Origin of the sequence: Actinomadura violacea (assembly GCF_017573465.1) — a bacterium.
GTDB classification, from domain to species: Bacteria; Actinomycetota; Actinomycetes; order Streptosporangiales; family Streptosporangiaceae; genus Spirillospora; species Spirillospora violacea.
In genome coordinates this window covers 127,977-148,801 of record NZ_JAGEPF010000013.1, presented here as the reverse complement: position 1 = coordinate 148,801, position 20,825 = coordinate 127,977, and the positions used below count along the sequence as shown (strand labels likewise).

Genomic DNA, 20,825 nt, shown 5'->3' with positions numbered 1-20,825 from the left:
CGCGCGCCTTGCCGCCTGCGCGCGGCGTCACCGCGGCGGGTACGCGTCCGCCCAGATGTCGAACGTGGGCCGCTGCACCCAGCCGCCGTCCCTGGTCTGCGACCAGCCGAATCCAGTATGGACGACGTTCGTGATGCGATATCTGGTGTTGCGCGGCAGCACCAGTTCCCGCTGGTCCGGATAGGCGCTCCGGCGGCCCATCCACAGCCCGTGCGCGCCCGCCGGCAACCGCATCCGCATCCGGAGCCCGAACGGCCTGTTGTCGACCACCGTCGGGTTCGCCCCGAGCGACGTCGACATGTATCCCGGCTCCGACTGCGTCATACCGATCAGCAGCCGCGGGTCCCGGTCACCGAGCGGCAGGCCGTCCGGCGCCAGCAGGAACGACACGTCGTGCAGGCCCCGGACCGTCTCGACCGGCTCGAGCAGCGGCTGCCGCAGCGCCTCGTCCAGCTCACCGATCCGCCGCCAGAACGCCTCCGGCGTCGGATCCCCGCCCAGATACTCCCGCAGCCGGTCATGCTCCTGGTGCTGTCGCCAGATCTCCTGCAGCCGCAGCTCAGGGCTCTCGTACGACATGACGTGCTGGACGATCTGCCGCTGGTAATCCGACAGGTCCGGGCGATGCCACATCGCGTTCAGCGCATGCCCGTCCGCCGGCATCTGGCCGCCGTTCAGATACATCAGATGCTGCGCGTAGTTCTCCTCAAGCCGCACCCGGTTGAGGAACCCGCCGACATCGGCGCCCGGCCGCAGATGCGGGTTCGGCATCGACTGCACCGTGTACCAGTGCATGGCCTGCTGCAGATGCTCCGGCAACTGATGGAACACATGCCCGAGCCGCGTCTCGCCGTACAACTCGCCGTCATGGTCGGTCTGGAACCGGCGCACGGTATCGGGCCCGACATGCCCGATCTCCTGCTGATGCCCCCCGCCTCCGGGGTGGCCGGGGTGATGCTCACCGGGCTGGTGCGTGCCGGGGTGCCCGGCCGCAGGGCTGTGACCACCGGGGTGGGTGCCGGGATGCACACCCGGATGCGCTCCAGGTGCCGTGCTGGGGTGCGTTCCGGGGTGGGCTGCTGGCGTCCCAGGATGCGCGGCGGGGCGGGCGCCGGGCACGGTACCCGGATGCGCCGACGCTGGTGCGGCGGTACGCCCGTTCGTCGGGACGCCGGGGCCCGCCGGACGGCCGTCCGGAGCCATGCCCGGATGCGCGCCGGGACGTCCGCTCGGAGCCCCACCGGGCGCCATGCCCGGACGGACACCGGGCGCGCCGCCGGGATGCGCGTACGGCGTCCCGCCGGGATGCGCGGCCGGTGCGGCGCCCGGGTGGACACCGGGGGCTGCGCCGGGGTTCGCGGTCGGGTTGTACGGGGTGTGCGGCGGGCCGTAGCCGGGCGCCGGGCGGCGCGGGTCGGTGTGCGGCGGGCCGCCGTTCCAGCCGTTACCGGCGGGCGGCTCGGGGTCGCGGCGGCGCCGGAACCAGTCGCGCAGGCCGCGCGCCTCCGCGTCGCCGCGCGGGTGTGCGTCGTCCCCGCCGCGGTGTCCGGGCGCGTAGCCGCCCTCGCCCGCGGGCGTGGTGGTGCCGTCCGGGTGGTGGGCGGTCCACGAGCCGTCCGGCGGGATCCCGGGCCGGACCTGGCCGTCCGCGTCCGGATGCCCGGACGAGGCGTACACGTTGCCGTCGCCGTCCGACCAGGCCAGACCGTGCGGCGCCACGACCGGAACGCCGAGCCGCTCGGCCAGCCTGGCCGCGAACTCGCCGTCGCCGGTGTGGCAGGACAGCAGCAGCACCTCGCGGCCGTTCCAGTTCGGGTCGTTGCGGATCAGGTCGGCGAGGTCGTCCACGCCGAGCCGGCGCCCGCCGCCGAGCCGCAGCCCGTCCGCGTCGCCGTGCCCGTCCACCACGAACCGGTGCGGGTCCGCCGGGACACGCTGCGCCAGATCCCGCATCGCCGGGTCGGACGGATCATGGAACGACCGGCCCGCCGGGGTCTCGTCGCTGCCCCGGAACACCTCGTGCAGGTGCGAAGGCAGGTCCGCCGGGACCACCACGTCATGCGGCCCCGCCGCCTCGTGCTCACCATCGTGACCCGGCTCACCGTCGTGTGAGGCCTCACCCTCATGCGCCGACTGGCCGTCGTGGATCGGCTGGCCTTCGGACGTCGGCTCGTCGCTGCGGGTCGGCTGCCCCTCGCGGGTCGGCTGGCCGCTGTGCGTCGGCGCGAGGCCGTGGGCTGGCTGCCCCTCGTGGGTCGGCTGCCCGGCGTGAATCGGCTGGCCCTCGTGGGGTGGTGTGGGGGCGGTGGGTGGTGTGGCCTCTTGGGCGGGGGTGTGCTCGGGGTGCTGTGCGGACGGCGCGCGGTCGTCGGTCTCGCGGTGGTGCGGTTCCGGGGGGCCGTCCTCGTGCGTGGTGCGCAGGTGCGGAGGCAGCGCCTGGTTCAGGGCGTCCGCGAACTGCTCGTTGAGGCGCCGGTTGACCGCCTCGACGACGGCCCGCTCCTCGTTCGTCAGGCCCGGCTCGCGCTCACCGTGGGCGGCTTGCTCGTCGGCGACGTTCGGCAGGTCCCGCGACACCTCGTACAGCGAGTGCTCGTGGTCGGCGACCCCGTCGAACGACCGCAGGTGCAGGCGCAGCTCGCCGATGTGCCCGTTCGGCATCCGGACGGTCATCCGGATGTCGCGGTAGCCGCTCGGCTGCGGGCTGCGCAGCCGGTCCTTGATCGACACCACGTCGACGCCGTGCCGCCGCGTGACGTCCTGGACGCGGTCGAGCGCGCGGTACAGGTCCGCGACGCTGTCGAACTGGACCTTGCCGCCCAGCAGGTCGTTGAGCGTGGAGGCGTCGCCGTCGTTCTCGTTGATGATCTTGTCGAGGGCGCGGACGCGGTCCTTCGCGCCGGGCCGCATCTTCGCGTCCTCCGGCTCGTTCGCCAGGTCCCGCAGGACGTCGTGCAGCGTGCCCCGCTGCTCCTCGGCCGCCCGGTACAGGTCGTCGAGGTAGTCGTTGACCAGCGGGTTGTCCTTCGCGAGCGGCCGGTCCTCACCGGCCCTGGCCCGCTCGGCGTTCAGCGCCTCGTGGTCGAACCCCGGCTGCCCGGGCGCCCTCGACGTGCCGATCTCGCCGATCACCCGGTCGCTGATCAGCGTCTGCCAGTCCTCCAGCGGCGTCCGGACGGGCTTCGCGGGCCCCTCCGCCAGGATCTCGCCGGGGCCCCGCTCGTTCACCTCCCGGATCGAGTCCTCGAGGATGTGCACGGCCTCCGGGTGGGACAGCAGGCTGTGCAGCGTCCGCGGCCTCGCCAGCAGCGAGTCGTGGATCGCCTGCTCGGCGCGCGTCAGCGGCGGCGGCCCGCTGCCCTCGATGATCCGCGCCAGCTCCGGATGGTCCGGCAGCCGGGTGTGCAGGTCGTCGTCCAGGAGGTCGCCGAGCCGGTCGCCGCGGTCGTTGACCACGGTGTCGCGCGCCTGGTCCACGACCTGCCGGATCTGCTCGTTCTCGTGGACGCGGCGCATCAGCTCCGGGTCGGCCGTGCGGGGACGCTCGCCCTCCGGCTCGGTGGCCCGCGACCTCGGCTGCGGCTCGGTCTCGGCGCGGGGCGCGTCACCCTCCAGCCGCGCGGGGCCGTCATCGCCGGGCCGATTCTCGCCGGTCGGTTGCTCGGGCCGGGCGTCCGCCGTGCCCGGAGTGGTGTCCGGGCGGCCGCCGTCGGACGGAGCGGCGCTCTCGCCGCGCGGCGCCTCGGCCTCCCCAGGACGCGTCGTCTCCGGGGACCGGTTCGCCGCGCCGGCGGGATTCTCCGTCCGGGGCGCGCCGCTGTCTGTGGTCTCGCCGCCGCGCGGACGCGGTGCCCCCGCAGACGACGAGGGCCCGGCCGTGCCGGGGCTCGGCGCCTCCGACTCGTACCAGCCGTAATGCGAACGAGCGTCCGGACGCGACGCCCCCAACTCGTCCGCGAGCGGCTCGGCCGTGCTCGGGTCCGTCGCACGCGGCTCGCTCGGCCCCGGCTCGGTCGAGCTTGGCTCAACTGCCGTGTGGGGTTCTGCGCCGGACGGTGCGGGCGTCCGCGGCTCAGCGGCCCCAGGCTCGGCCGCATGCGGCTCCGCCGTGCTCGGGTCCGTCGCGCGTGGCTCGGTACGCGGTTCGTCCGTGCGGGGCTCACCGCCGCGCGGGTCGCCCGCGCGAGGTTCGGCGGCCCCAGGCTCGTCGGTGTGCGGTTCCGCGTCGGACGGTGCAGGTGTGTGCGGTTCACCCGTCCCGGGCTCGGCTGCATGGGGCTCGGCCGTGCTTGGGGTGGTCGCACGCGGTTCGCCGGTGTGCGGCTCGGTGGCCGGTGGCTCGCCTGTGCGCGGCTCGGCGTCGGACGGTGCGGGCGTGTGCGGCTCGGCGGCCCCGGGCTCGGTCGCGTGTGGCTCGCCGGTGCGGGGCTCGTCTGTGCGGGGCTCGCTCGTGTGCGGTTCCGCGCCGGATGGCGCAGGTGTGTGGGGTTCGGCGCCGGGTGCGGGCGGCTCGCCGGCTACTCGTTGGTCGCCTGGGTCGGGGCGGGGGGCGCGCATGCGGGGTTGCGGGGCGTCGGAACCGCCGGGGTGCGCGGACGGGCCGCCGGTCGCCGGAGGGGTGCCTCGGAGGCCCGGCTCCAGGTTGTGGTAGCTGCGGTAGTGCGTGTAGACGGTGGGTTCCCCGCCCGGCACCGGGCTCGGGACGGTCTCCGTCCAGCGGACGTGGACGACCTGGGGCGTGATCCCGTCGTGGTTCGGTTCGGCGAAGAAGTCGACGCGGTCGATCGAGTGGCCGGCGCCGCTCTGCGAGTGCAGGTGCGCCTCGAAGGAGTGGCGCCAGCTCTCGCTCGGCGTGAAGTCCGCGCCGGTGTGCCCCCGGTTGGTCTTCGACTCCTGCGGGAAGTAGTTGATCCGTTCGCCGGGGCCGCGGGCTTCGTGGGGGAAGATGTGACCGCCGTCGAAGGACCCGCCGCTGTACTCGCCCGGGTGGGTGGTGGACGCGCTCGGGGGGCTGCCCGCCGCGATGTGGCCGACGTCGGTTTGGACGGGGCCGTTGCGCTGCTTCATGCCCGCGTCGTACTCGGGACGTCCGCTGGCCGTGTCCGTCTGGCCGTGGTCGTTCGTGTGGTACGTGAACGTGCCGGGCGGGACGCCGTTGTCGGTGTAGTCGCCGCTGCGCGCCGCGTCGGACGGGTCGAGCCGGGTGGGGCCGGCCACTTCGAACCGGTCGTGCGGCTCGACCATGTAGTGGGTGTTCGGCCTTGGGACGCCCTGCGCGGTGGTCGCGATCGAGTCGCCGAGTTCGGGGTTGAAGCCGCGCGTCCTGTCGCCGTACCAGGTGCGGACGTGCGTGACGTTGCCGTCGCCGTCGGTCCAGAAGACGCCGTGCAGCTTGCCGTCGGGGCCGGTGACCTCGATGCGCGCGTTGCCGGGGAGGCCGGTCCGGTTGCTGAAGGGGCCTTCCGACGAGGGATCATACCGGTCGGGCCACCTGTGTGGGGTGGCGCCGGCCGGCGGGTCGAAGCGGGTGGCGGACGGCGCCGAGCCCTGCCCGTGGTTGTTCTCCTCGCCGGTGAAGACGTGCGGGTTCACGTGGCCGAGGTCGATCCGGTGCGTGACGCCCGGCTCGGGACGGGTGACGTCGACGTTGTCGTTCGGCGGGACGGCCGGGGCCGCGGGGTCGTCCGAGGTGTGGTTCGTGACGTGGGTGACCTCGCCGTCGCCGTCGGTGTAGGCGACGGTGCGCGGGGTGCGCCGGCCGTCCGGCCCGGTCTCGTGGACCGTGTAGCGGGTGTTGGGGCGCAGCGGCCCGGCGTCCACGACCCGCTGGCCGGGGGCGAGGTCGATCGAGGCGTCGCCGGTGTGCCGCGGCGGGTTCCAGCCGGCCTGCTGGTGCGGCATGCGGGGCCCGCCGGAGCCGTCGCCCGGGGTTGCGGGCGGCGGGTTCGACGGCGGGCTGGAGTCGCCGCCGGCCGGCTCGTCCTCGCCGGGGCGTGACCGGCGGAGCTGCGGCTCGTCCTCGCCGGGCGTCCGCTCGCCGGGGTGCGGTTCGGTCTCGCCGCCGCCCGGACGGCGCTCACCCGGGCTCAGCTCGCCGCTGTCGTGGCGGGGCGGCGCCTCGCCGCGGCCCGGTTCGGTCTCGTTCGTCCGCGGCCTGGCGTCGTCCGGGCGGGGCTCGGTGTCGTTGGAGCGCGGACGTCCCTCGTCGGGGCGCGGTTCGGCCGGACGCTGCCGGCCGTCGTTGGCCGGCTGCCGCCCGGTGTCGTGGCGCGGCGGCTCCTCGCCGGTGCGCGGGCGCCCGTCGTCCGGACGCATCTGGCCGTCGCTGTGCCGGGCCGGGCCGCCGTCGTGGTGCGCGGGGGCGGCGCCGTCGTGCGCGGACGGCGTCGCCTCGCCGCGGAAGTGGCGGTCCATCACGTCGCCGACGGCACGCGCCAGCGCGCGCGGGTTCTCCGCGAGGCGGTGCTCGGTGAACGCCTCCGCCATCAGCTCGTGCGGGTTCGTCGCCCCGTACTGCGAGAGCGCGTCCTCGATGCGGGACTTCATGGCGGGGTCGTGCGGCTGCGTGGCGTCATAGGGGACGCCGAGCGCGTCGGAGATCGCCTTGTTCAGCTCGGCGCGCATCGCCGGGTCGTCGAGGAGGCGCTGCCCGAGCTGGTGCCCGAACTCGTGCGTGAACACGCCCTCCGTCGACCCGCCGCCCGGGACGGTGAAGCCGTCCGCCTCCTCGTCGGCGCCCTCCGCGGTGCGCGCCGCGTTGTCGCCGAACGCCTCGTCGTTGATGTAGATGCCCTGGTCGGGGCCGCCCGGCCGGGCGTAGGCGAGGGTCTCGTCCTCGCCGGGCATCGTGGTCGACTCGATCCGGTTGAGCCGCTGCATCATGCCCGGATAGTCGGCGGCGAGCCGTCCGAGGGCCCGGTTGATCTCGTGGACGGCGGCCGGGTCGATCGGGTGGGACGAGAAGTCGACGCTGGGCGCGTCGTCGCCGAACCGCGACAGGATCTCGCGCGACCCGTCCTCGGCGTCCGCCAGGTCCTGCGCGGGGTCGTGGTCCCCGGGCGCGTCGTCCGCGCCGCCGTCGTGGTCGGTGGTGCCGTCGTCGCCCTGGCCGTCGTGCGGGGCGGACCCCTCCGGCGGCTCGTGCTCGCCGGGCTTGTCCGCCGCCGCGTCGCCGGGCTCGGCGTTCCGCGGGGACGGCGCGTCGCCCTCAGGTGAGGTGCCGCTCTCCGGCGCGTCACCGCGCACGACGCCTTGGTCGTCGACGTCCTGGATCGGGTGCTCGGCGGGGGCGTTGTCGTCGGTCAGTGGACGCTCCGGCGCGGGCCGTCCGCCTTCGTCGGCGGACGGCGTGTGCTCCTGCGGCCCGTCCGGCCGGACGACGCCTTGGTCGTCGAGGTTCTGTATGGGGTGCTCGGCGGGGGTGCCGTCGTCGGTGAGCGGACGTTCCGGCCCGCCCTCGTCGCCTGCCGGCGTGTTCTCCTGCGGCGCCTGCTCGGTGCCCCCCGCGTCGGCGGGCGGAGTGTCCTCGAAGGAGGGCAGGACGTCGTCCGTGCCGGGGGACGTCTCGGGCGTGGGCCGCGGTCCGTCCTCGGCGCCGTCCGTGACGTTCTCGTGCGGCGCGTCGCCCGGCTCGGACGGCCTCGGGCTCCTGCTTTGCGCCTCCTGCGGCGAGCGCGCCGGGGACTCGGGGCGCCTCGCCTCAGGGGACGGCGTGGGCGTACGGCCGCGCGAACCGCCGGCGCCGGGCCCGCCGCCGCTGCGCATGGAACCGCCACCGCCGCCCATGGAGCCCATCCCGCCCATTGGCATGGGCACGCCCGCGACGACGCCGCCCTGGCCGTTCGCCCCGTCGGACGCGCCGTGGTCGGGCGCCTCCATGGCGTCGGGCAGGTCGGCGGTCGAGCGGCCGCCGTCCTGCGAGTCGGGCTTCCCGGCCGTGGACGTGGGGGGAGTCTCGCCGCCCCCGGACGTCGAGGGGTCGCCGCCGGGAAGCGACCCGGTGTCCGCCGGGGCCGATCCGCCGCCGGTGGAGGCCGCGCTGCCGTCCCCGGACGGCGTGGACCCGCCGCCACTCGCCGGTGCCGTCCCGTCCCCGTTCGGTGTGGTGCCGCCCGAGGCAGGCGTCCGCTCCCCGCCCGTGGGCGTGTGCGTGCCGCCTGGTGTGGATGCGGGTTCACTGCCCGGCGCGTGGGTGTGCTCGCGAGGTGTGGTCGTGCGCTCGCCGCCGGTCGGCGTGCGCGCGCCACCTGTTGCCTGAGCATGGTCCCGGGCCGGAGTGGTGCCGTCACCGCTCTTGGGAGGCGTGTGCTCGCTGCCGGTGGGCGTGTGAGTGTCGCGGGGTGCGTGCTCGCCGCCCGGTGCCGGGGCGCGTTCGCTGGACGGGGTGGTGCCGTCGCCGCTCTTCGGGGGCGTGCTTTCGCCACCGGGACGTGGCTCGGTGGCGCCGCCGGCGGGGTTGGTCGGTTCGCCGGTCGGCGTGTGCGGGTCGCCCGAGGCGGGGGTGTGTTCACCGGACGGGGTGGTGCCGTCGCCGGTGGGTGTGTGTGTTTCGCCCGGAGTCGGGGTGCCGGGGTGGCTGGTGGGGGCCGAGCCGCCGGACGGGGTTTCGTCGCGGCCTCGGCCGGAGCCGCCTGACGGGTTGGAGCCGGCGCCGGGCCCACCGGAGCCGGTGGACGGAGCGCCGCCCGTCGAGGGGGGTGGAGTGCTGCCGGGGACGCCGCCTCCGGGGCGGGCGCCGGGCGCGCCGCCCGAGCCGGCGCCTGTGCCACCAGCGCCCGGGGCCGTGCCGCCTGGGGTCGCGCCGGGGGTGGTGCCGGCGGGGACGGGGGCGGCGCCGTTGGGGGTGCTCGACGGGGAGGCCGGGGAGCCGCCGTCGGCGCCGGTGGGCGAGCCGCCGCTGTAGGCGGCGGGGTTCCCGCCGAGGTTCCCGCCGCCGGAGCCGCCGCCCGTGGAGGGCGAGCCGCCTCCGCCGCCGCTCTCGGGGGTCGCCGAGGCGAGGGTGACGCCGGGGTTCGATCCGCCGCCGTTGTCGCCGAGCAGGGTGGAGATGCGGTTGCCGCCTCCGCCGCCCGAGCCTCCGCCGCCGTCATGGGAGCCGCCGCCACCGCCGTGCGAGCCGCCACCGCCACCGCCCGAACCGCCGCCCGAGCCGCCGCCGTCGTTGGAACCGCCACCGCCACCGCCACCGCCGGTGACGTGCGGGCCGCCGCCCGTCGGGGTGTGCGTCGTCACGGGGGTCGGGTCGACGCTCGGCGGTGACGGGTCGCCGCCGGGGAGGCCGCCGTCGAACTCCTTCAGGCCGCCCTTGCCCCCGCCGACCGCACCGCCGAACGCGCCGGACGTGGCGCCCTTGGCGATGGCGTCCCAGCTCAGCGGGTCGCCGTGGATCGCGGACGTGGCGATGGTGCCGGCCGCGCCGCTGATGGCCTCGGACGCGCCGTCGCGGGCCATGCCCTTGAACATGTTGCCGAGCGGGGTGGCGGCCGCGTCGCCGACACCGGGGATCTTGCCGGCGCCGAAGCCGATGCCGCCGGAGATCGCGCCGCCGATCGCGCCGTCCAGGGTGGCCTGCCCCGTCTTGCCCCAGTCGACGCCCTTCCGGTTGCCCTGGGCGATCTGCACGCCCTGGACGACCAGGTCGAGCCCGCCGCCCTGCAGCGCGCCGAACGCGGCGCCCTTCAGGACCGCGCCGAGGAACTTCTCGCCGAGCTTCTCCATCAGCTCTTTGAAGATGGTGCGGGCCGTGACCTGCGCCGCGCCCTCCACGGCCGGGATCCCCGCGGTCGACGCGCCGAACGTCTCGAACGCCGCCGCGATCAGCATCGCGATCTCGATCGCGGTGACGATCAGCAGCGCGATGAACATGTACTTGGCGTACTCGATGTCCAGCGCGCCGTTGTCCATGACGTCGGCGAGCTTGCCGCAGGCCTCCGCCATGCTCGGCAGCAGCCGCGGGTCCGTGGTGATCCACTGCTCGACGTTCTTCTGGAACTTCTCCGCGGCCTCGGCGTCGAGGGTGCCGCGCACGTCGTTGACGCTGCCGGTGACGTCGGTGACGAGGTCGTTGATGGAGGTGGCGGCCTGGCGCCAGGCGTCGGCGCAGCGCCGCATCGCGGTCTCGTCGCCCTCGGGCCAGTCGGAGCCGACGATCCACGACAGCCACTGGACCTCGGCGGGGATTTCCAGACCCACGCGATCAGCTCACTTCAGCTTCGAGGCGTCTTCGGCCTTCTTGTATTCCTTGGCCATCTCGTCGACGCCCTTCTTGATGCCGTCCAGCCCCGTCTTGAGCTTGGGGAAGGCCTCCAGGACGTTCTTGCTCGGCTCGGCGTAGCCCTCTTCGAACTTCTGGCCGGTCTCGTCGGCGCCCCAGCACTTGCCCTCGGCCTGCAGCGCCGAGTTCAGCGCGTCGAGGATCTGCTGCAGCGTGTTGGCGTTGGTCTCGAAGCCGCCGCCGGCGCGTTTGAGGTCCTCGGTGTCGACCTCGTAGCCGTCGAAGGTCATTTCGGCTGGATCCCGAGGCGGTCGCGGACCGCCTCGATGTCGTCGGGGCGTTCGGGCAGCAGCTTGGCGAGGTCGAACCCGCCCTCCCCGCCGGACGCGCCGGCGGGGGTGAGGCCCTGCATCGCGGCGCGCATCTGCTCGGCGACGTCGGCCTGCGCCTTCTTCGACGCCTCCATGACGGCCTCGGCGAGCTCCTCGGTGCCGAGCTTGCGGGAGATCCGCGGGTCGAGTTCCAGCGAGGTCAGCCGGCCCTGCCGGTCGACCTTGACGCGGACCATGCCGTCGGCGGCCTCGGCGGACGCCTCGATGGTCTCCAGCCGGGACTGCATGTCCTGGATCTGCTTGCGCTTCTCCTGGTAGGTCTGCAGGAGTTCGTCGATATGCGCCTGCCATTCAGCGCGCACGGGGGACCCCTCTGTTCGTCGGGAGCTGAACGAGCCCGCGACCGCGCACGATCACAGACACACAGAGAGGGTTCATTATGATGATTTGGTCGCTCAAGTCGCAACCCGTTCCCTGGTGATCGTGACAGGTCGGGGGGCATGTCGCCGCGGGTGTGGAACACTGCGGCGTGGCCGCCGGCGGCGCGTGCGGGCGGCGCGAGCAGGCAGCGGAGAGGACGGCCCGACCATGCGCAGGAGACCCAGCATCTGTGACGCGTGCGTGCGTCTCCGGCAGCGGGCGAACCCGGGTGCGGAGACGTCGATGGACGCGTGGGTCCCGTACTGCGAGGCGTTCCCCGAGCGGGTGCCCGCCGAGATCTACACCGGCGGCTTCGACCACCGGGAGCCGTTCGAGGGCGACCGCGGGATCCGGTTCGAGATGCGGCCGGGCGGCGAGCGCGCGCTGGCGTCCTACGAGCGGGCGCTGGCCCGCAAGCGCGAGGCGCAGCGGCAGGACGGCTGACCGGGCCGGGACGGGCCGCTGCGGGGCGGGACGGGCGGCCGTCCGCCCGTCCCGCCGCCGTGCGGCACGTTCCATCAGTTCGACCAGAGCCCCGTCAGTTCGACCAGAGCAGGGTGTTGGTGACCTCGACGCCGAGCTCGCCGGCGGTCGCGAAGACGCTGCCGGTGCGGCCGCCGGTCGGGCCGCCGCTCCGCCAGTACGACTGCGCGAAGATCACGTTCCGGCCCTGCGACCAGGTCCGCGTCCAGTACGCCGGGTTCGCCCGCGGCTGCGGGATCCCGCTGGCGTCCGACGGGGTGAGCAGCTTCGGCCAGCCGCTCTGGTCGGTGGCGCCCTTGACGCTGATCGCCGCGGACGGGCTCGCCAGCGTCATGATCGACACGGACGTGATGATGGTCCGGCCCGGGTTGGCGTAGACGGCCGAGTGCATGAGCCCGACGCACGGGTGCTGGCGCAGCGTGGGCAGCAGCTTGGCGTTGGCGCGGGTGATGCACGACTCGGTCCGGACGCCCGCCTGGGTGAAGGTGTTGCCCTTCGCCGTCCGGATCGTCCGGGTGAGGACGCTGGACGGGTCGCCCGTCCCGCCGCCGCTGGACGTGCGCGGCGACGGCGGCGCGTAGGTGGTGCCCGAGGACGGGTTGAGGTGGGTCAGCGTCGGCATCGCGACGGACCGGTTCGGCTTGTCGTCGTCGCCGCTGTTCAGGACGAGGAAGGCGCCGACGCCGACGACGGCGAGCACCACGACCACGCCGATGATCAGCAGCGGCACGAGCGGGCCGCCGCCGCTGCGTCGCGGCGGGGGCGGGAAGCCCATCGGCGCGCCGGGCATCGGCGGGCCGGGCGGGCCGGGCATCGGGGGGCCGGGCGGCGCCGGCGGCGGCGGGTAGCCCGGCCCGCCGGGCTGACCGGGCCATTCAGGGGGGTTCATCATCGCTCCGGGCGGTGTGTGGCGTGGCGGGGTGCCGATTGAGGTCCGGCAAGACTAGCGGGCAGGTCATGGTGATTTCAGGGCAGATTGCCGGTCTGATGCCGTCTGTGCCGGTGAGACCGGTGTGCACCATGCCCCGGATCCCTTTGCGGGCAGGGCCTGCGGGCCGCGGCGGTGCGTGGGACGACGGGTGTCTCGTAGTCTTGGCGAGGAGAGGGGAGGCAGGTGTCCGACTCCAGCTGGCAGCAGGCGGTACTGCGCGAGATCGGCGTGTCCGGGCGCGGACTGCAGGTCCTCGACACGACGCCGTCCGGCCCCGCGCAGGGGACGTGGGGCGCCGATGCTCCGCCGCGGCCTGCCCAGGAAAGGGCGCCCGCCGCGTCCGTCCCGCCGCAGGTGGCGCAGGCCGCGCAGGAGGAGCCGCAGCCCGAGCCGCAGGCCGCCGGGCCCGGCCCGTCCGCGCCGGCGCTGCCGCCGGTGCAGCCCGTGCCGGAGGCGCCCGCTCCCGCCCCTGAGGCCGCTCCCGTTCCGGAGGCGCCGCCCTTCCCGCAGCCGGACCCGGTTCCTGAGGCGCCGCCGTTCCCGCAGGTCGCGGAGGTGCCGCAGGGCGTCCAGGACGAGCCCGCCCCGCTGCTGCCAGAGCCGCCCGAGCCGGCGATGCCCGAGCCGATGCCGTCCCCCCAGGCCCAGCAGGAGACGGCGGCGCAGCAGGCCGCAGCCGCCCAGCAGCAGGCGTTCCAGGAGCAGCTCGCCGCGCAGCAGCAGGCCATGCAGCAGCAAGCGGCCGCCCGGCAGGCGGCGGCACAACAAGCAGCCGCCCAGCAAGCAGCCGCACAGCAGGCCGCGGCGCAGCAGGCGGCCGCGCAGCAGGCGGCGGACGTCCCGGCCGAGACGCAGCAGCAGGCCGACCCGCTCGTCCACTCGGACTTCGACTGGGAGGCCGCGGTCAACCCGGTCCTCGGCGCCGTCCCGCAGGCCGGCGACCCGGCGGCCCGGCAGCAGGGGCAGCAGCCCGGCTGGCCCGGCCCGGCCGCCGCCGCGCAGCAGGCCGCCGCGCAGCAGGCCGCGCCCGTCCAGCCCGGCATGCCCGGGCAGCCCGCCGGCCCCGGCCAGGCGACCGGCCACCAGATCCCGCCCTCCGACCTCGTCCGCAGGAACCAGCACGGCGACGCGCTGGGCCGCCGGGTCGGGCGCGGCGTGCTGAAGGCCGTCGGCGGCGGCGCCCGCGAGGCCCGGCTGCTCGCCGCGTTCAGCGAGCTGATGCAGCGGTCCGTGGCGAGCTCCCGGCAGATCGCGGTGGCGAGCGTGCGCGGCGGCGCGGGCAAGACGACGATGGCCGCGCTCGTCGCGACGGAACTGGCCCGGCACCGCGCCGACCGCGTGCTGGCCGCCGACGCCGACGCCGAGCTCGGCTCGCTGCCGCTGCGGCTCGGCGTCAGCTCGCAGCTGTCGCTGTTCGACCTGGCCGCGCAGAGGCCGCAGTCGTTCGAGGACGCGGCGCGGTTCCTCACCCGCACGCCCGACGGCCTGTGGGTGCTGTCGTCCACGCGCGGCGGCCGGATCGCCGGCGAGTTCACGCTGGAGACGTTCGAGACGGCGCTGAGCGCGGTGAGCCGGTACGTCGCGGCGACGGTCGTCGACTGCGGCGCGGGCATCCTCACCGAGGTCAACCGCGGCGTCATCGCGGGCTCGCACGGCCTGGTGCTGGTGACGCCCGGGACGGTCGACGGGGCGCTGAGCGCGCGCGGGGCGCTGGAGTGGTTCGTCTCCAACGACCAGCAGGACGTGCTGCGCCGCACCGTGATCGCGATGGTGTCGCACGCCCCGCAGGTCGGCGCCGACCTGCAGCGCGCGCACCAGATGCTGGCCGCGTGGGGGCTGCCGGTGGTGGCGGTGCCCTACGACCGGCATCTGGCGACGGGCAGCTCGCTGGACCTCGGCCGGGTGTCGGCCGCGGCGCGGATGGCGGGTATCCAGGTGGTGCACGAGGTGTTCGCCCGCTCGCTCGGCGCGGGGGCGGTCCGATGAGCAGCGACCTGGTCGCGCTGGTGCGCCGCCGCCCGGACGTGCACGCCGTCGCCGACGGCATGATCGCGATGGGCGAGCCGCTGGAGCTGCGCGGCGGCGAGCCGGAGCCGACGCTGCTGTACGACGCGGACGGCCGGCTGCTCGTCGCGATCGAGGACGCGGTGCAGGTGTCGGTGCAGGGCGAGATCGGCCGGCTGCTCGGCGCGGAGTTCGCGGCCCGGGTCGTCGCGCCGGTCTGGTGGGTCGACATCCGCGCGGTCGCCGATCTGCCGGACGCGCCGCGCGTCGCCCGCAAGTTCGCCGACTCGCTGGTGCACTGGCTCGGCGGGACGGTGTACCCCGACGGGGAGAGCGATGCGCCGGCGCAGAGCTGGCGGGCGTCCGGCGAGGGCGGCGGCGCGGCCGCGGAGGCGCCGGGCGCGGCGGACGGAGCCGCCTACCAGGGCGGGGTCATCGGCGGCTGAGCCCCCGGGCCCGATCAGGTCCAGTCGCGGGTCAGTTCGAGGTCCCACGGCACGAGGTTCCACGGGCTGCGCCGCTCGGCGGCGAGGTGCTCGACGAGCCGCTCGTACTCGGCCTGCGCCTGCCCGCCGCCGCCCGACCACAGCAGCCGTCCTTGCAGGTAGCAGGTCGCCATGTCGTGCCAGGAGGTGTACCGGCGCTGGACGTCGAGGGCGAGCGGCAGCATCCGCTCCCAGCAGTACTCCTCGGTCAGCCAGCCCACGATGTGGCCCCACCGGTACAGCATCAACGCGCGCGCGTAGTCCCAGACCAGGAACCGGCCGGCGTTGGCGCGCAGGGCGGGGTCGGCGAGGACGTCCAGCCGGTGCAGCTCCTCGGCGGCGTGGCCGCGGTCGTTGAACAGCCGGTGCAGGAACTGGGCCAGCTCCGCGCCCTCCTCGGCGGCGTCCGCGCCGGGCTCGTCGCGCAGCAGCGGCGGGACGAGCTTGGCGTACGCGGCGCCCGCCGCGCCGTACCGGACCCGGACGAGCTCGATGAGCCGCTCCACGAAAGGCGGCTCCAGCCGGTCGGCGGCGATGAGGCCGTCGACCTCGCGCAGCAGCGCGGCGTAGCGTTCGCGCAGCTCGGGCGGGCGGGCGGCGAGGTCGGCGTCCATGGTGAAGTCGGCGCGGTGCCCCTCCTGGACGAGCCAGTTCACCGCGGCGAGCAGCTGCTCCAGGTCGTAGGCGCCCCACGGTTCGCGCAGCAGCTCCTGCGCGGTGCGCCGGTCGGCGGCCGCGGCGGACGTGCCGGGCGCGGCGCCGAGCCGGTCCAGCCGGAACCCGTTGATCGCGCCGTACGGGGCGCCCGCGCCGACGATCCAGCGCTGCACGGGGGTGAGGTCGCTGCCGTGGGCGAGGACGCCGGGCAGGTCGGGCGCGGAGATCAGCTCCCAGAGCCGGCGCCGGAACTCGGCGGCCTGCCGCTCCTCGCTGTCGAAGAACCCGGCGAGCTGCTTGCGCAGCGACGGGTGCCGGACGTACAGCCGCCGGAAGAACCGGCCGTTCTTCCACACCAGGTGCTCGGGGCGCAGGTCGCCGAACGGGACGCGGGTGCGCCGGTGCACCATCGCCTGCTCGGTGAAGCGCAGCTCCAGCTCGGGCCAGAGCGCGGGCAGCGGCGTGAACCGCAGCGCGAGCAGGAACGCCAGGACGACCGCGACCATCACGGCGCCGGGGGCGAGCGCCCAGGTCGCGGCGGACCGCAGCCCGGCGAGCGACAGGACGGCGCCCGCCAGCAGCAGCACGACGCCGGCGGCGGCGCAGGTCAGGAACCAGCCGGTGGTGAGGACGAGGGAGCCTTCGATCCGCAGGACGGCCGCGTCGTCGTCGAACTCCAGCACGCCCTCGGCGAGCGTCCCCTCGACGGCCCGCTCGAGCGCGCCGAGCTGGCCGTCCGGATCTTCCATGGAGGGGACGCTATCCCATCCCTTACGGGTAGATCATCGGCTGTTCGTGCCATATGCGGCGGCAAGGGCGTGGAAGGCGGCTTTGGGGTGCCACGTGCCGTCCGGGGCGGCCGTGACGACGCCGTAGGAGGCCATGTCGAGGTCGTGGACCGGGTCGGCGGGGTCGTGCGCGAGGCCCCAGCCGGCGAAGGTGAACCAGAACGCGCCGTCGACGCCCTCGGCCTCGAAGACGTCCAGCAGCTCGCGCATGTACCGGACCTGCTCCTGCTCGTCGCGGACGTACGCGCCGTCGAGCCGGGGCGGTTCGGCGTCCCGGTCGACGATCATCCAGCCGGTGCCGCCGCGCTCGCCGGCGCCCGCGTACGTGCAGCAGCCGAACTCGGTGATCGCGACGGGCTTGCCGTGCCGGAAGTGGCCGCGCAGCCAGTCGCGGTAGTGCGCGGCGTTCTCGGCGGACCGGTAGCCGTCGACGGACACCAGGTCGAACGGCCCCCAGTCGAGGTCCTCCCAGGGGCCGGACGCGTAGGTGACCCGCCCGCCGAACCGCTCGCGGACCGCCGCGACCGTCTCGGCGAAGAACGCGTTGACGCGGCCCGGGACGTCGCCCATCGCGGCGTACACGGCCGGGTCGCCGGACACGATCGCCTGGATGCGGGCGTACACGTCGTCGCCGGGGACGAACCCCTGGGCGAACAGGCTGACCTCGCAGCCCGTCACGAGGACGACCTCCGCGCCGCCGCGCCGGATCCGCTCGGCCCGGTCCGCGCAGTCGGCGAACAGCGCGGCCATCCCGTCCGGCGGCAGCTCGCAGGGGAACGGCGCGAACCAGACCTCCAGGCCGGCGGCCGCGGCCTCCTCGGCGGCGGCTTCGAGCCGGTCGGGGTCGCCTCCGCTGATCCGGACGGCGGTGCAGTGCAGGTCGCCGGCGATGGCGCGCATGTCGCGCCGCGCATCGGCCCGGTCGAAGCCGGGGTTGCTGTCGCGTCCGCCCGGGAAGAAGCCGGTGTCGTAGTTGATGCCTCGCGCGCGCATGGCCTTGTCTCCAGTCCTTTTCAAGCAGGGTTCGTTCGGGAAGGTTCAGGCCGCGGCGGTGGTCGGGGCGGCGGTCTCCCGGGTGTTCTGCGCGCGCACCTCCGCGTCCAGCAGCTCCTTCATCGGCTCGGTCGCGCTGCCGCTCATCACGGCGCCGATGCCGATCGCGCCGACCAGCATCACGGTCCCGAGCCAGGCCATCGTCTCGACGGGGACGGTGTAGGCGCCGGCGATCCGCGCGGCGCACTCGGCGAGCAGCGCCAGCCCCCACACCATGGTGAACCGGCGCTCCAGCGCGCGGAACCGGGACGCGCCGGAGCTCAGCCGGTCCCAGGCCGCCTCGCGTGCGGCGTCGCCCTTGGTGAGGAACGGCTTCAGCCCGGCGCTCATCAGCGGCCGTGCCCCGAACGCCGACACCAGGATCGTCAGCCCGATCACGCTGCTGATCCCGGAGTCCTTGGCGATCATCAGCCGGGGGTCGCCGGTGAGGAAGCTGAGCGCGATGCCCGCCGCGTTCACCGCCAGCATCAGCGCGGCGAGCCCGTTCACCGACCGGTCCCGGACGGCGCCGGCGACCGTCCGCACGGCGGGGACCACGCTGCTCAGCGCCAGCGACACCACCAGGTCCATGCCGAGCCCCTTGTGGGCGAGGTAGTAGACGCCGAGCGGGACCGCGACGTCCACGGCCAGCGGCGCCAGCACCTTCGCCATCTGCCGCCCGTCGCCGGCGGCGGCCTGCCGGCCGGTTCCGGCCCGGTGCCCCGCGTCCATCTGGTGGATCTTCATCTGGTGCCTCCCGGCGGTCCTCGCTTGCGGTGCTCCCAGCTTCGCGAGAACCGGGGCGGGCCCGGCAGAGCCGTCCGTCCACGCCTCGGCAGGACAAATGTCACCGCCGCGGGCGGGACGGTTACGAGGTCGCCTGGAGGTGCTGCATCAGCAGGCTGTGGCGCTGCCAGCCGTCCTGCGAGCGGCCGTCGCCCAGCGGGAACATCGTCAGCGGCTGGCGCGGCGGCCCGACCTGCTGCCCGGGGATGCCGTTCGGCCCGCCGACGGCGCCCGCGACGGCCAGCGCGACCGGCGCCGGCGCGCCCGTCCAGCGCGGCTCGGTGGTGAGGTCGGCGCGGCCGGGCGTGAGCTGCACGAACAGCGACGCGACGGGCTGGTCGGCGGCGAGCGCGCCGACCAGCGAACCGAGGTGCTGCAGCGGCGGCGGGTCCTTCGGGTCGTAGCCGACGGTGACGGTGCTGACCTCGGCGACGCCGCCGCCCTCGGTCGCGGTGAAGTCGCAGATCGCCTGCGCGGGGCGCGGCCCGTCCCCGGCGACGAGCAGCCGGGACGTGGACCGGCCGCGGGCGTACTCGGTGAGCCGGTCGGGCCGCCACGGGTGCTCCACCGGCTCGGCGGGCCCGAGCCCGGCCGGGAGCTTGCCGGTGGTGAGCTGCAGCAGCCGCTCGACGGGGCCGGCGAGGTGCCCGTCGGCGCCGTGCCGGATCCGGTAGACGAGGGTGAGCTGCGAGCCGATCCGCCCGGCGGGCCGGGTGGTGTACCCGGCGGCGTAGTCGCGGGCCTCCGGGACCGGCACGAACATCGCGCCGCCCCACTTCAGCGGCCGTCCGGTGAGGCCCTCGTAGTAGCCGTCGCCGTCGCGGACGACCCACTGCAGCTCGGCGCCGGACGCGGCGCTGCGCAGCGGCAGCGACAGCCGGGAGCCGAGCGGCGTGACCAGCTGCAGGGTGCGGCCGGTGGCGGCGCATTCGCCGAGGGCCCGGTTCAGCCACGCGCTCAGCGCGACGACCGGGCGGTCCTGCAGCACGACCATGGCCTGGTCGGTCAGCGCGTCTACGATGCTCATCCTGTCACCGGAGTCTAGCCACCCCGCCGCGGCGCTCCGGGAGGGTCCGGCCCGCCCGCGCGGGGCGGGCGGCGGCCCGTCCCGGCCGAGTTTTTCGTGGCGGGGGTGGCGGGTGTCCAATCTGTGCTGAAATGTTACGGATGCAGCGAGCCGCCGCACCGCCGCCGGTGTACTACAGCGCCCCATCGCCGCCGGAGCCGCCGGTGCAGCGCGGGCGCCTCTGGCGCGTGCTCGGCTGGATGTCGATCGCCCTCTCGGTCGTCCTCGTCGGCGGCAGCCTCACCGCGTACGGGTTCTGGCGGCGGCTCGACGGCCAGATCCACCGCGAGAAGGTCGACGACAAGCTCGGCACGAACCGGCCCGCCAAGCTGAACGACTCCATCAACATCCTGCTGATGGGCTCCGACAGCCGGCAGGGCGCCAACGCGCAGTACGGCACCGAGCTGGGCGAGCGGTCCGACACCACGGTCCTGCTGCACATCTCACCGGGCGGCGCCGGCGCGATCGGCATCAGCTTTCCGCGCGACTCGATGGTCCAGATGCCGACCTGCAAGAAGTCCGGCGGCGCCACCGTCCCGGCCCAGTTCGGCATGATCAACGCCGCGTTCTCCAACGCCGGCCCGGCCTGCACCTGGCGCACCATCGAGTCGCTCACCAAGATCCACATCGACCACTTCGTCGAGGTCGACTTCGCCGGCTTCAAGCAGGTCGTGGACGCGCTCGGCGGCGTCGAGATCTGCGTCCCGAGGCCGATCAACGACCCCAAGGCCGAGCTGCACCTCAAGGCGGGCAAGCAGACCGTGCGCGGCGCCGAGGCGCTCGGCTACGTGCGCACCCGGTACGTCCTCGGCGACGGCTCCGACCTCGCCCGGATCAAGCGGCAGCAGGCGTTCATGGCCTCGGTCGTCAAGAAGGCGACCGACAAGGGGATGCTCACCGACCCCGGCCGCACCTACAACTTCCTGTCCGCCGCCACCAAGGCGATCAAGGCCGACGACAAGCTGACGCTGTCGGTGATGGAGAAGCTGGCGAGCGGCCTGAAGGGGATGAGCGCCGGGAAGGTCCGGTTCGTCACCGTGCCGACGATGGCGTACCCGAAGGACAAGAACCGGGTCCAGTTCAACCAGGCGCTCGCCGAGCCGCTGTTCCAGGCGATCCGCGAGGACAACACCCCGCCCGAGCCCGCGCCCGCACCGGTGCCCGCGCAGCAGAAGGTCCAGCCCGTCCCGCCCTCCCAGGTCAGGATCGGCGTCTTCAACGGCACCGCCGAGCACGGCCTCGCCCAGCGCACCGCCGACAGCCTGAGCGAGCGCGGCTTCAAGGTCGTCAAGGTCGGCACCGTCAAGCCGGCGGCCAAGACCCGGATCCTGTACGGCAAGGGCGCCGAGGCGCAGGCCGCGCGGGCCGCGATCGCGCTCCCCGGCCACCCGCCCGCCCCCTGGGCCAAGGCCAAGCCCGGCTACGTCTACCTGATCATCGGCAAGGACGGCGCGAAGCTGAGCGGCGGCGGGCCCGCGGTGCCGAAGGTGGCCGGCGAGATCCGCGCCGACCGCGACGTGTGCTCCCAAGCATGAGAGACGGCCAGGCATGAGCGAGGGCCGGGTGTGAGCGAGGGCCGGGCGTGACACGCGGATCGGCCTGATCCGGTCACGCCGGACGGGGCCCCG

12 protein-coding genes are annotated in these 20,825 nt (G+C 75.0%); 4 read left to right on the top strand and 8 right to left on the bottom strand.

What is annotated here, in order from left to right:
- Nucleotides 1–27 precede the first annotated feature (27 nt).
- Genes J4709_RS21795 through J4709_RS21785 form a run of 3 tightly spaced genes read right to left on the bottom strand, consistent with a single transcriptional unit; the run spans nt 28 to nt 10,907 of the window.
- Nucleotides 28–10,191 carry a WXG100-like domain-containing protein gene (locus J4709_RS21795; protein WP_208243587.1) on the bottom strand — a complete coding sequence of 3,388 codons (10,164 nt, stop codon included), beginning with the start codon at nt 10,189–10,191 and terminating at the stop codon, nt 28–30.
- Between the two features lie 9 nt (nt 10,192–10,200).
- Nucleotides 10,201–10,503 carry a WXG100 family type VII secretion target gene (locus tag J4709_RS21790; protein ID WP_208243585.1) on the bottom strand — a complete coding sequence of 101 codons (303 nt, stop codon included), beginning with the start codon at nt 10,501–10,503 and terminating at the stop codon, nt 10,201–10,203.
- Nucleotides 10,500–10,907: a YbaB/EbfC family nucleoid-associated protein gene (locus J4709_RS21785; RefSeq protein ID WP_208243583.1), complete on the bottom strand. Its 408-nt coding sequence runs from the start codon at nt 10,905–10,907 to the stop codon at nt 10,500–10,502. Before J4709_RS21785 ends, J4709_RS21790 begins: the two co-directional genes overlap by 4 nt.
- Before the next feature lie 301 nt (nt 10,908–11,208).
- Between J4709_RS21785 and J4709_RS21780 the strand changes: the two genes are divergently transcribed.
- Nucleotides 11,209–11,409, top strand: coding sequence for a hypothetical protein (locus J4709_RS21780; RefSeq protein WP_208243582.1), 201 nt, complete (start codon nt 11,209–11,211; stop codon nt 11,407–11,409).
- Between the two features lie 94 nt (nt 11,410–11,503).
- Here the strand turns inward: J4709_RS21780 and J4709_RS21775 are convergent, their stop codons facing one another.
- Nucleotides 11,504–12,337: a hypothetical protein gene (locus J4709_RS21775; RefSeq protein ID WP_208243580.1), complete on the bottom strand. Its 834-nt coding sequence runs from the start codon at nt 12,335–12,337 to the stop codon at nt 11,504–11,506.
- 225 nt (nt 12,338–12,562) lie between these two features.
- On the opposite strand from J4709_RS21775, the gene J4709_RS54815 reads away from it, so the two are divergent.
- Together J4709_RS54815 and J4709_RS21765 are read left to right on the top strand one after the other, a co-directional pair.
- A complete protein-coding gene (locus J4709_RS54815) occupies nt 12,563–14,365 on the top strand; it encodes a MinD/ParA family ATP-binding protein (protein WP_208243578.1) in 1,803 nt (600 codons plus the stop codon).
- Nucleotides 14,362–14,829 (top strand): hypothetical protein, encoded by a 468-nt coding sequence (locus J4709_RS21765; RefSeq protein WP_208243576.1) that lies wholly within the window; start codon nt 14,362–14,364, stop codon nt 14,827–14,829. Before J4709_RS54815 ends, J4709_RS21765 begins: the two co-directional genes overlap by 4 nt.
- A 14-nt stretch (nt 14,830–14,843) precedes the next feature.
- Here J4709_RS21765 and J4709_RS21760 read toward each other — a convergent pair whose 3' ends face one another.
- The 4 genes from J4709_RS21760 to J4709_RS21745 form a co-directional block, all read right to left on the bottom strand.
- Nucleotides 14,844–16,274, bottom strand: coding sequence for a DUF1266 domain-containing protein (locus J4709_RS21760; RefSeq protein ID WP_208243574.1), 1,431 nt, complete (start codon nt 16,272–16,274; stop codon nt 14,844–14,846).
- A 33-nt stretch (nt 16,275–16,307) separates the two neighbouring features.
- Nucleotides 16,308–17,306, bottom strand: coding sequence for a glycoside hydrolase family 113 protein (locus tag J4709_RS21755; RefSeq protein WP_208243572.1), 999 nt, complete (start codon nt 17,304–17,306; stop codon nt 16,308–16,310).
- Nucleotides 17,307–17,351: 45 nt separating this feature from the next.
- Nucleotides 17,352–18,092: a VC0807 family protein gene (locus J4709_RS21750; RefSeq protein ID WP_208243570.1), complete on the bottom strand. Its 741-nt coding sequence runs from the start codon at nt 18,090–18,092 to the stop codon at nt 17,352–17,354.
- 121 nt (nt 18,093–18,213) lie between these two features.
- On the bottom strand, nt 18,214–19,158 hold the full coding sequence (locus J4709_RS21745) for a DUF6177 family protein (RefSeq protein ID WP_232383854.1): 945 nt from the start codon (nt 19,156–19,158) through the stop codon (nt 18,214–18,216).
- Nucleotides 19,159–19,298: 140 nt separating this feature from the next.
- Between J4709_RS21745 and J4709_RS21740 the strand changes: the two genes are divergently transcribed.
- A complete protein-coding gene (locus J4709_RS21740) occupies nt 19,299–20,732 on the top strand; it encodes an LCP family protein (protein ID WP_208243568.1) in 1,434 nt (477 codons plus the stop codon).
- Nucleotides 20,733–20,825: the final 93 nt, after the last annotated feature.

What these genes read in the sequence shown, in the direction of transcription:
- J4709_RS21790 (WP_208243585.1), bottom strand. Translation starts at nt 10,503, where the DNA reads ATGACCTTCGACGGCTACGAGGTCGACACCGAGGACCTCAAACGCGCC.
- J4709_RS21780 (WP_208243582.1), top strand. Translation starts at nt 11,209, where the DNA reads ATGGACGCGTGGGTCCCGTACTGCGAGGCGTTCCCCGAGCGGGTGCCC.
- J4709_RS21775 (WP_208243580.1), bottom strand. Translation starts at nt 12,337, where the DNA reads ATGAACCCCCCTGAATGGCCCGGTCAGCCCGGCGGGCCGGGCTACCCG.
- J4709_RS21765 (WP_208243576.1), top strand. Translation starts at nt 14,362, where the DNA reads ATGAGCAGCGACCTGGTCGCGCTGGTGCGCCGCCGCCCGGACGTGCAC.
- J4709_RS21760 (WP_208243574.1), bottom strand. Translation starts at nt 16,274, where the DNA reads ATGGAAGATCCGGACGGCCAGCTCGGCGCGCTCGAGCGGGCCGTCGAG.
- J4709_RS21755 (WP_208243572.1), bottom strand. Translation starts at nt 17,306, where the DNA reads ATGCGCGCGCGAGGCATCAACTACGACACCGGCTTCTTCCCGGGCGGA.
- J4709_RS21750 (WP_208243570.1), bottom strand. Translation starts at nt 18,092, where the DNA reads ATGAAGATCCACCAGATGGACGCGGGGCACCGGGCCGGAACCGGCCGG.
- J4709_RS21745 (WP_232383854.1), bottom strand. Translation starts at nt 19,158, where the DNA reads ATGAGCATCGTAGACGCGCTGACCGACCAGGCCATGGTCGTGCTGCAG.
- J4709_RS21740 (WP_208243568.1), top strand. Translation starts at nt 19,299, where the DNA reads ATGCAGCGAGCCGCCGCACCGCCGCCGGTGTACTACAGCGCCCCATCG.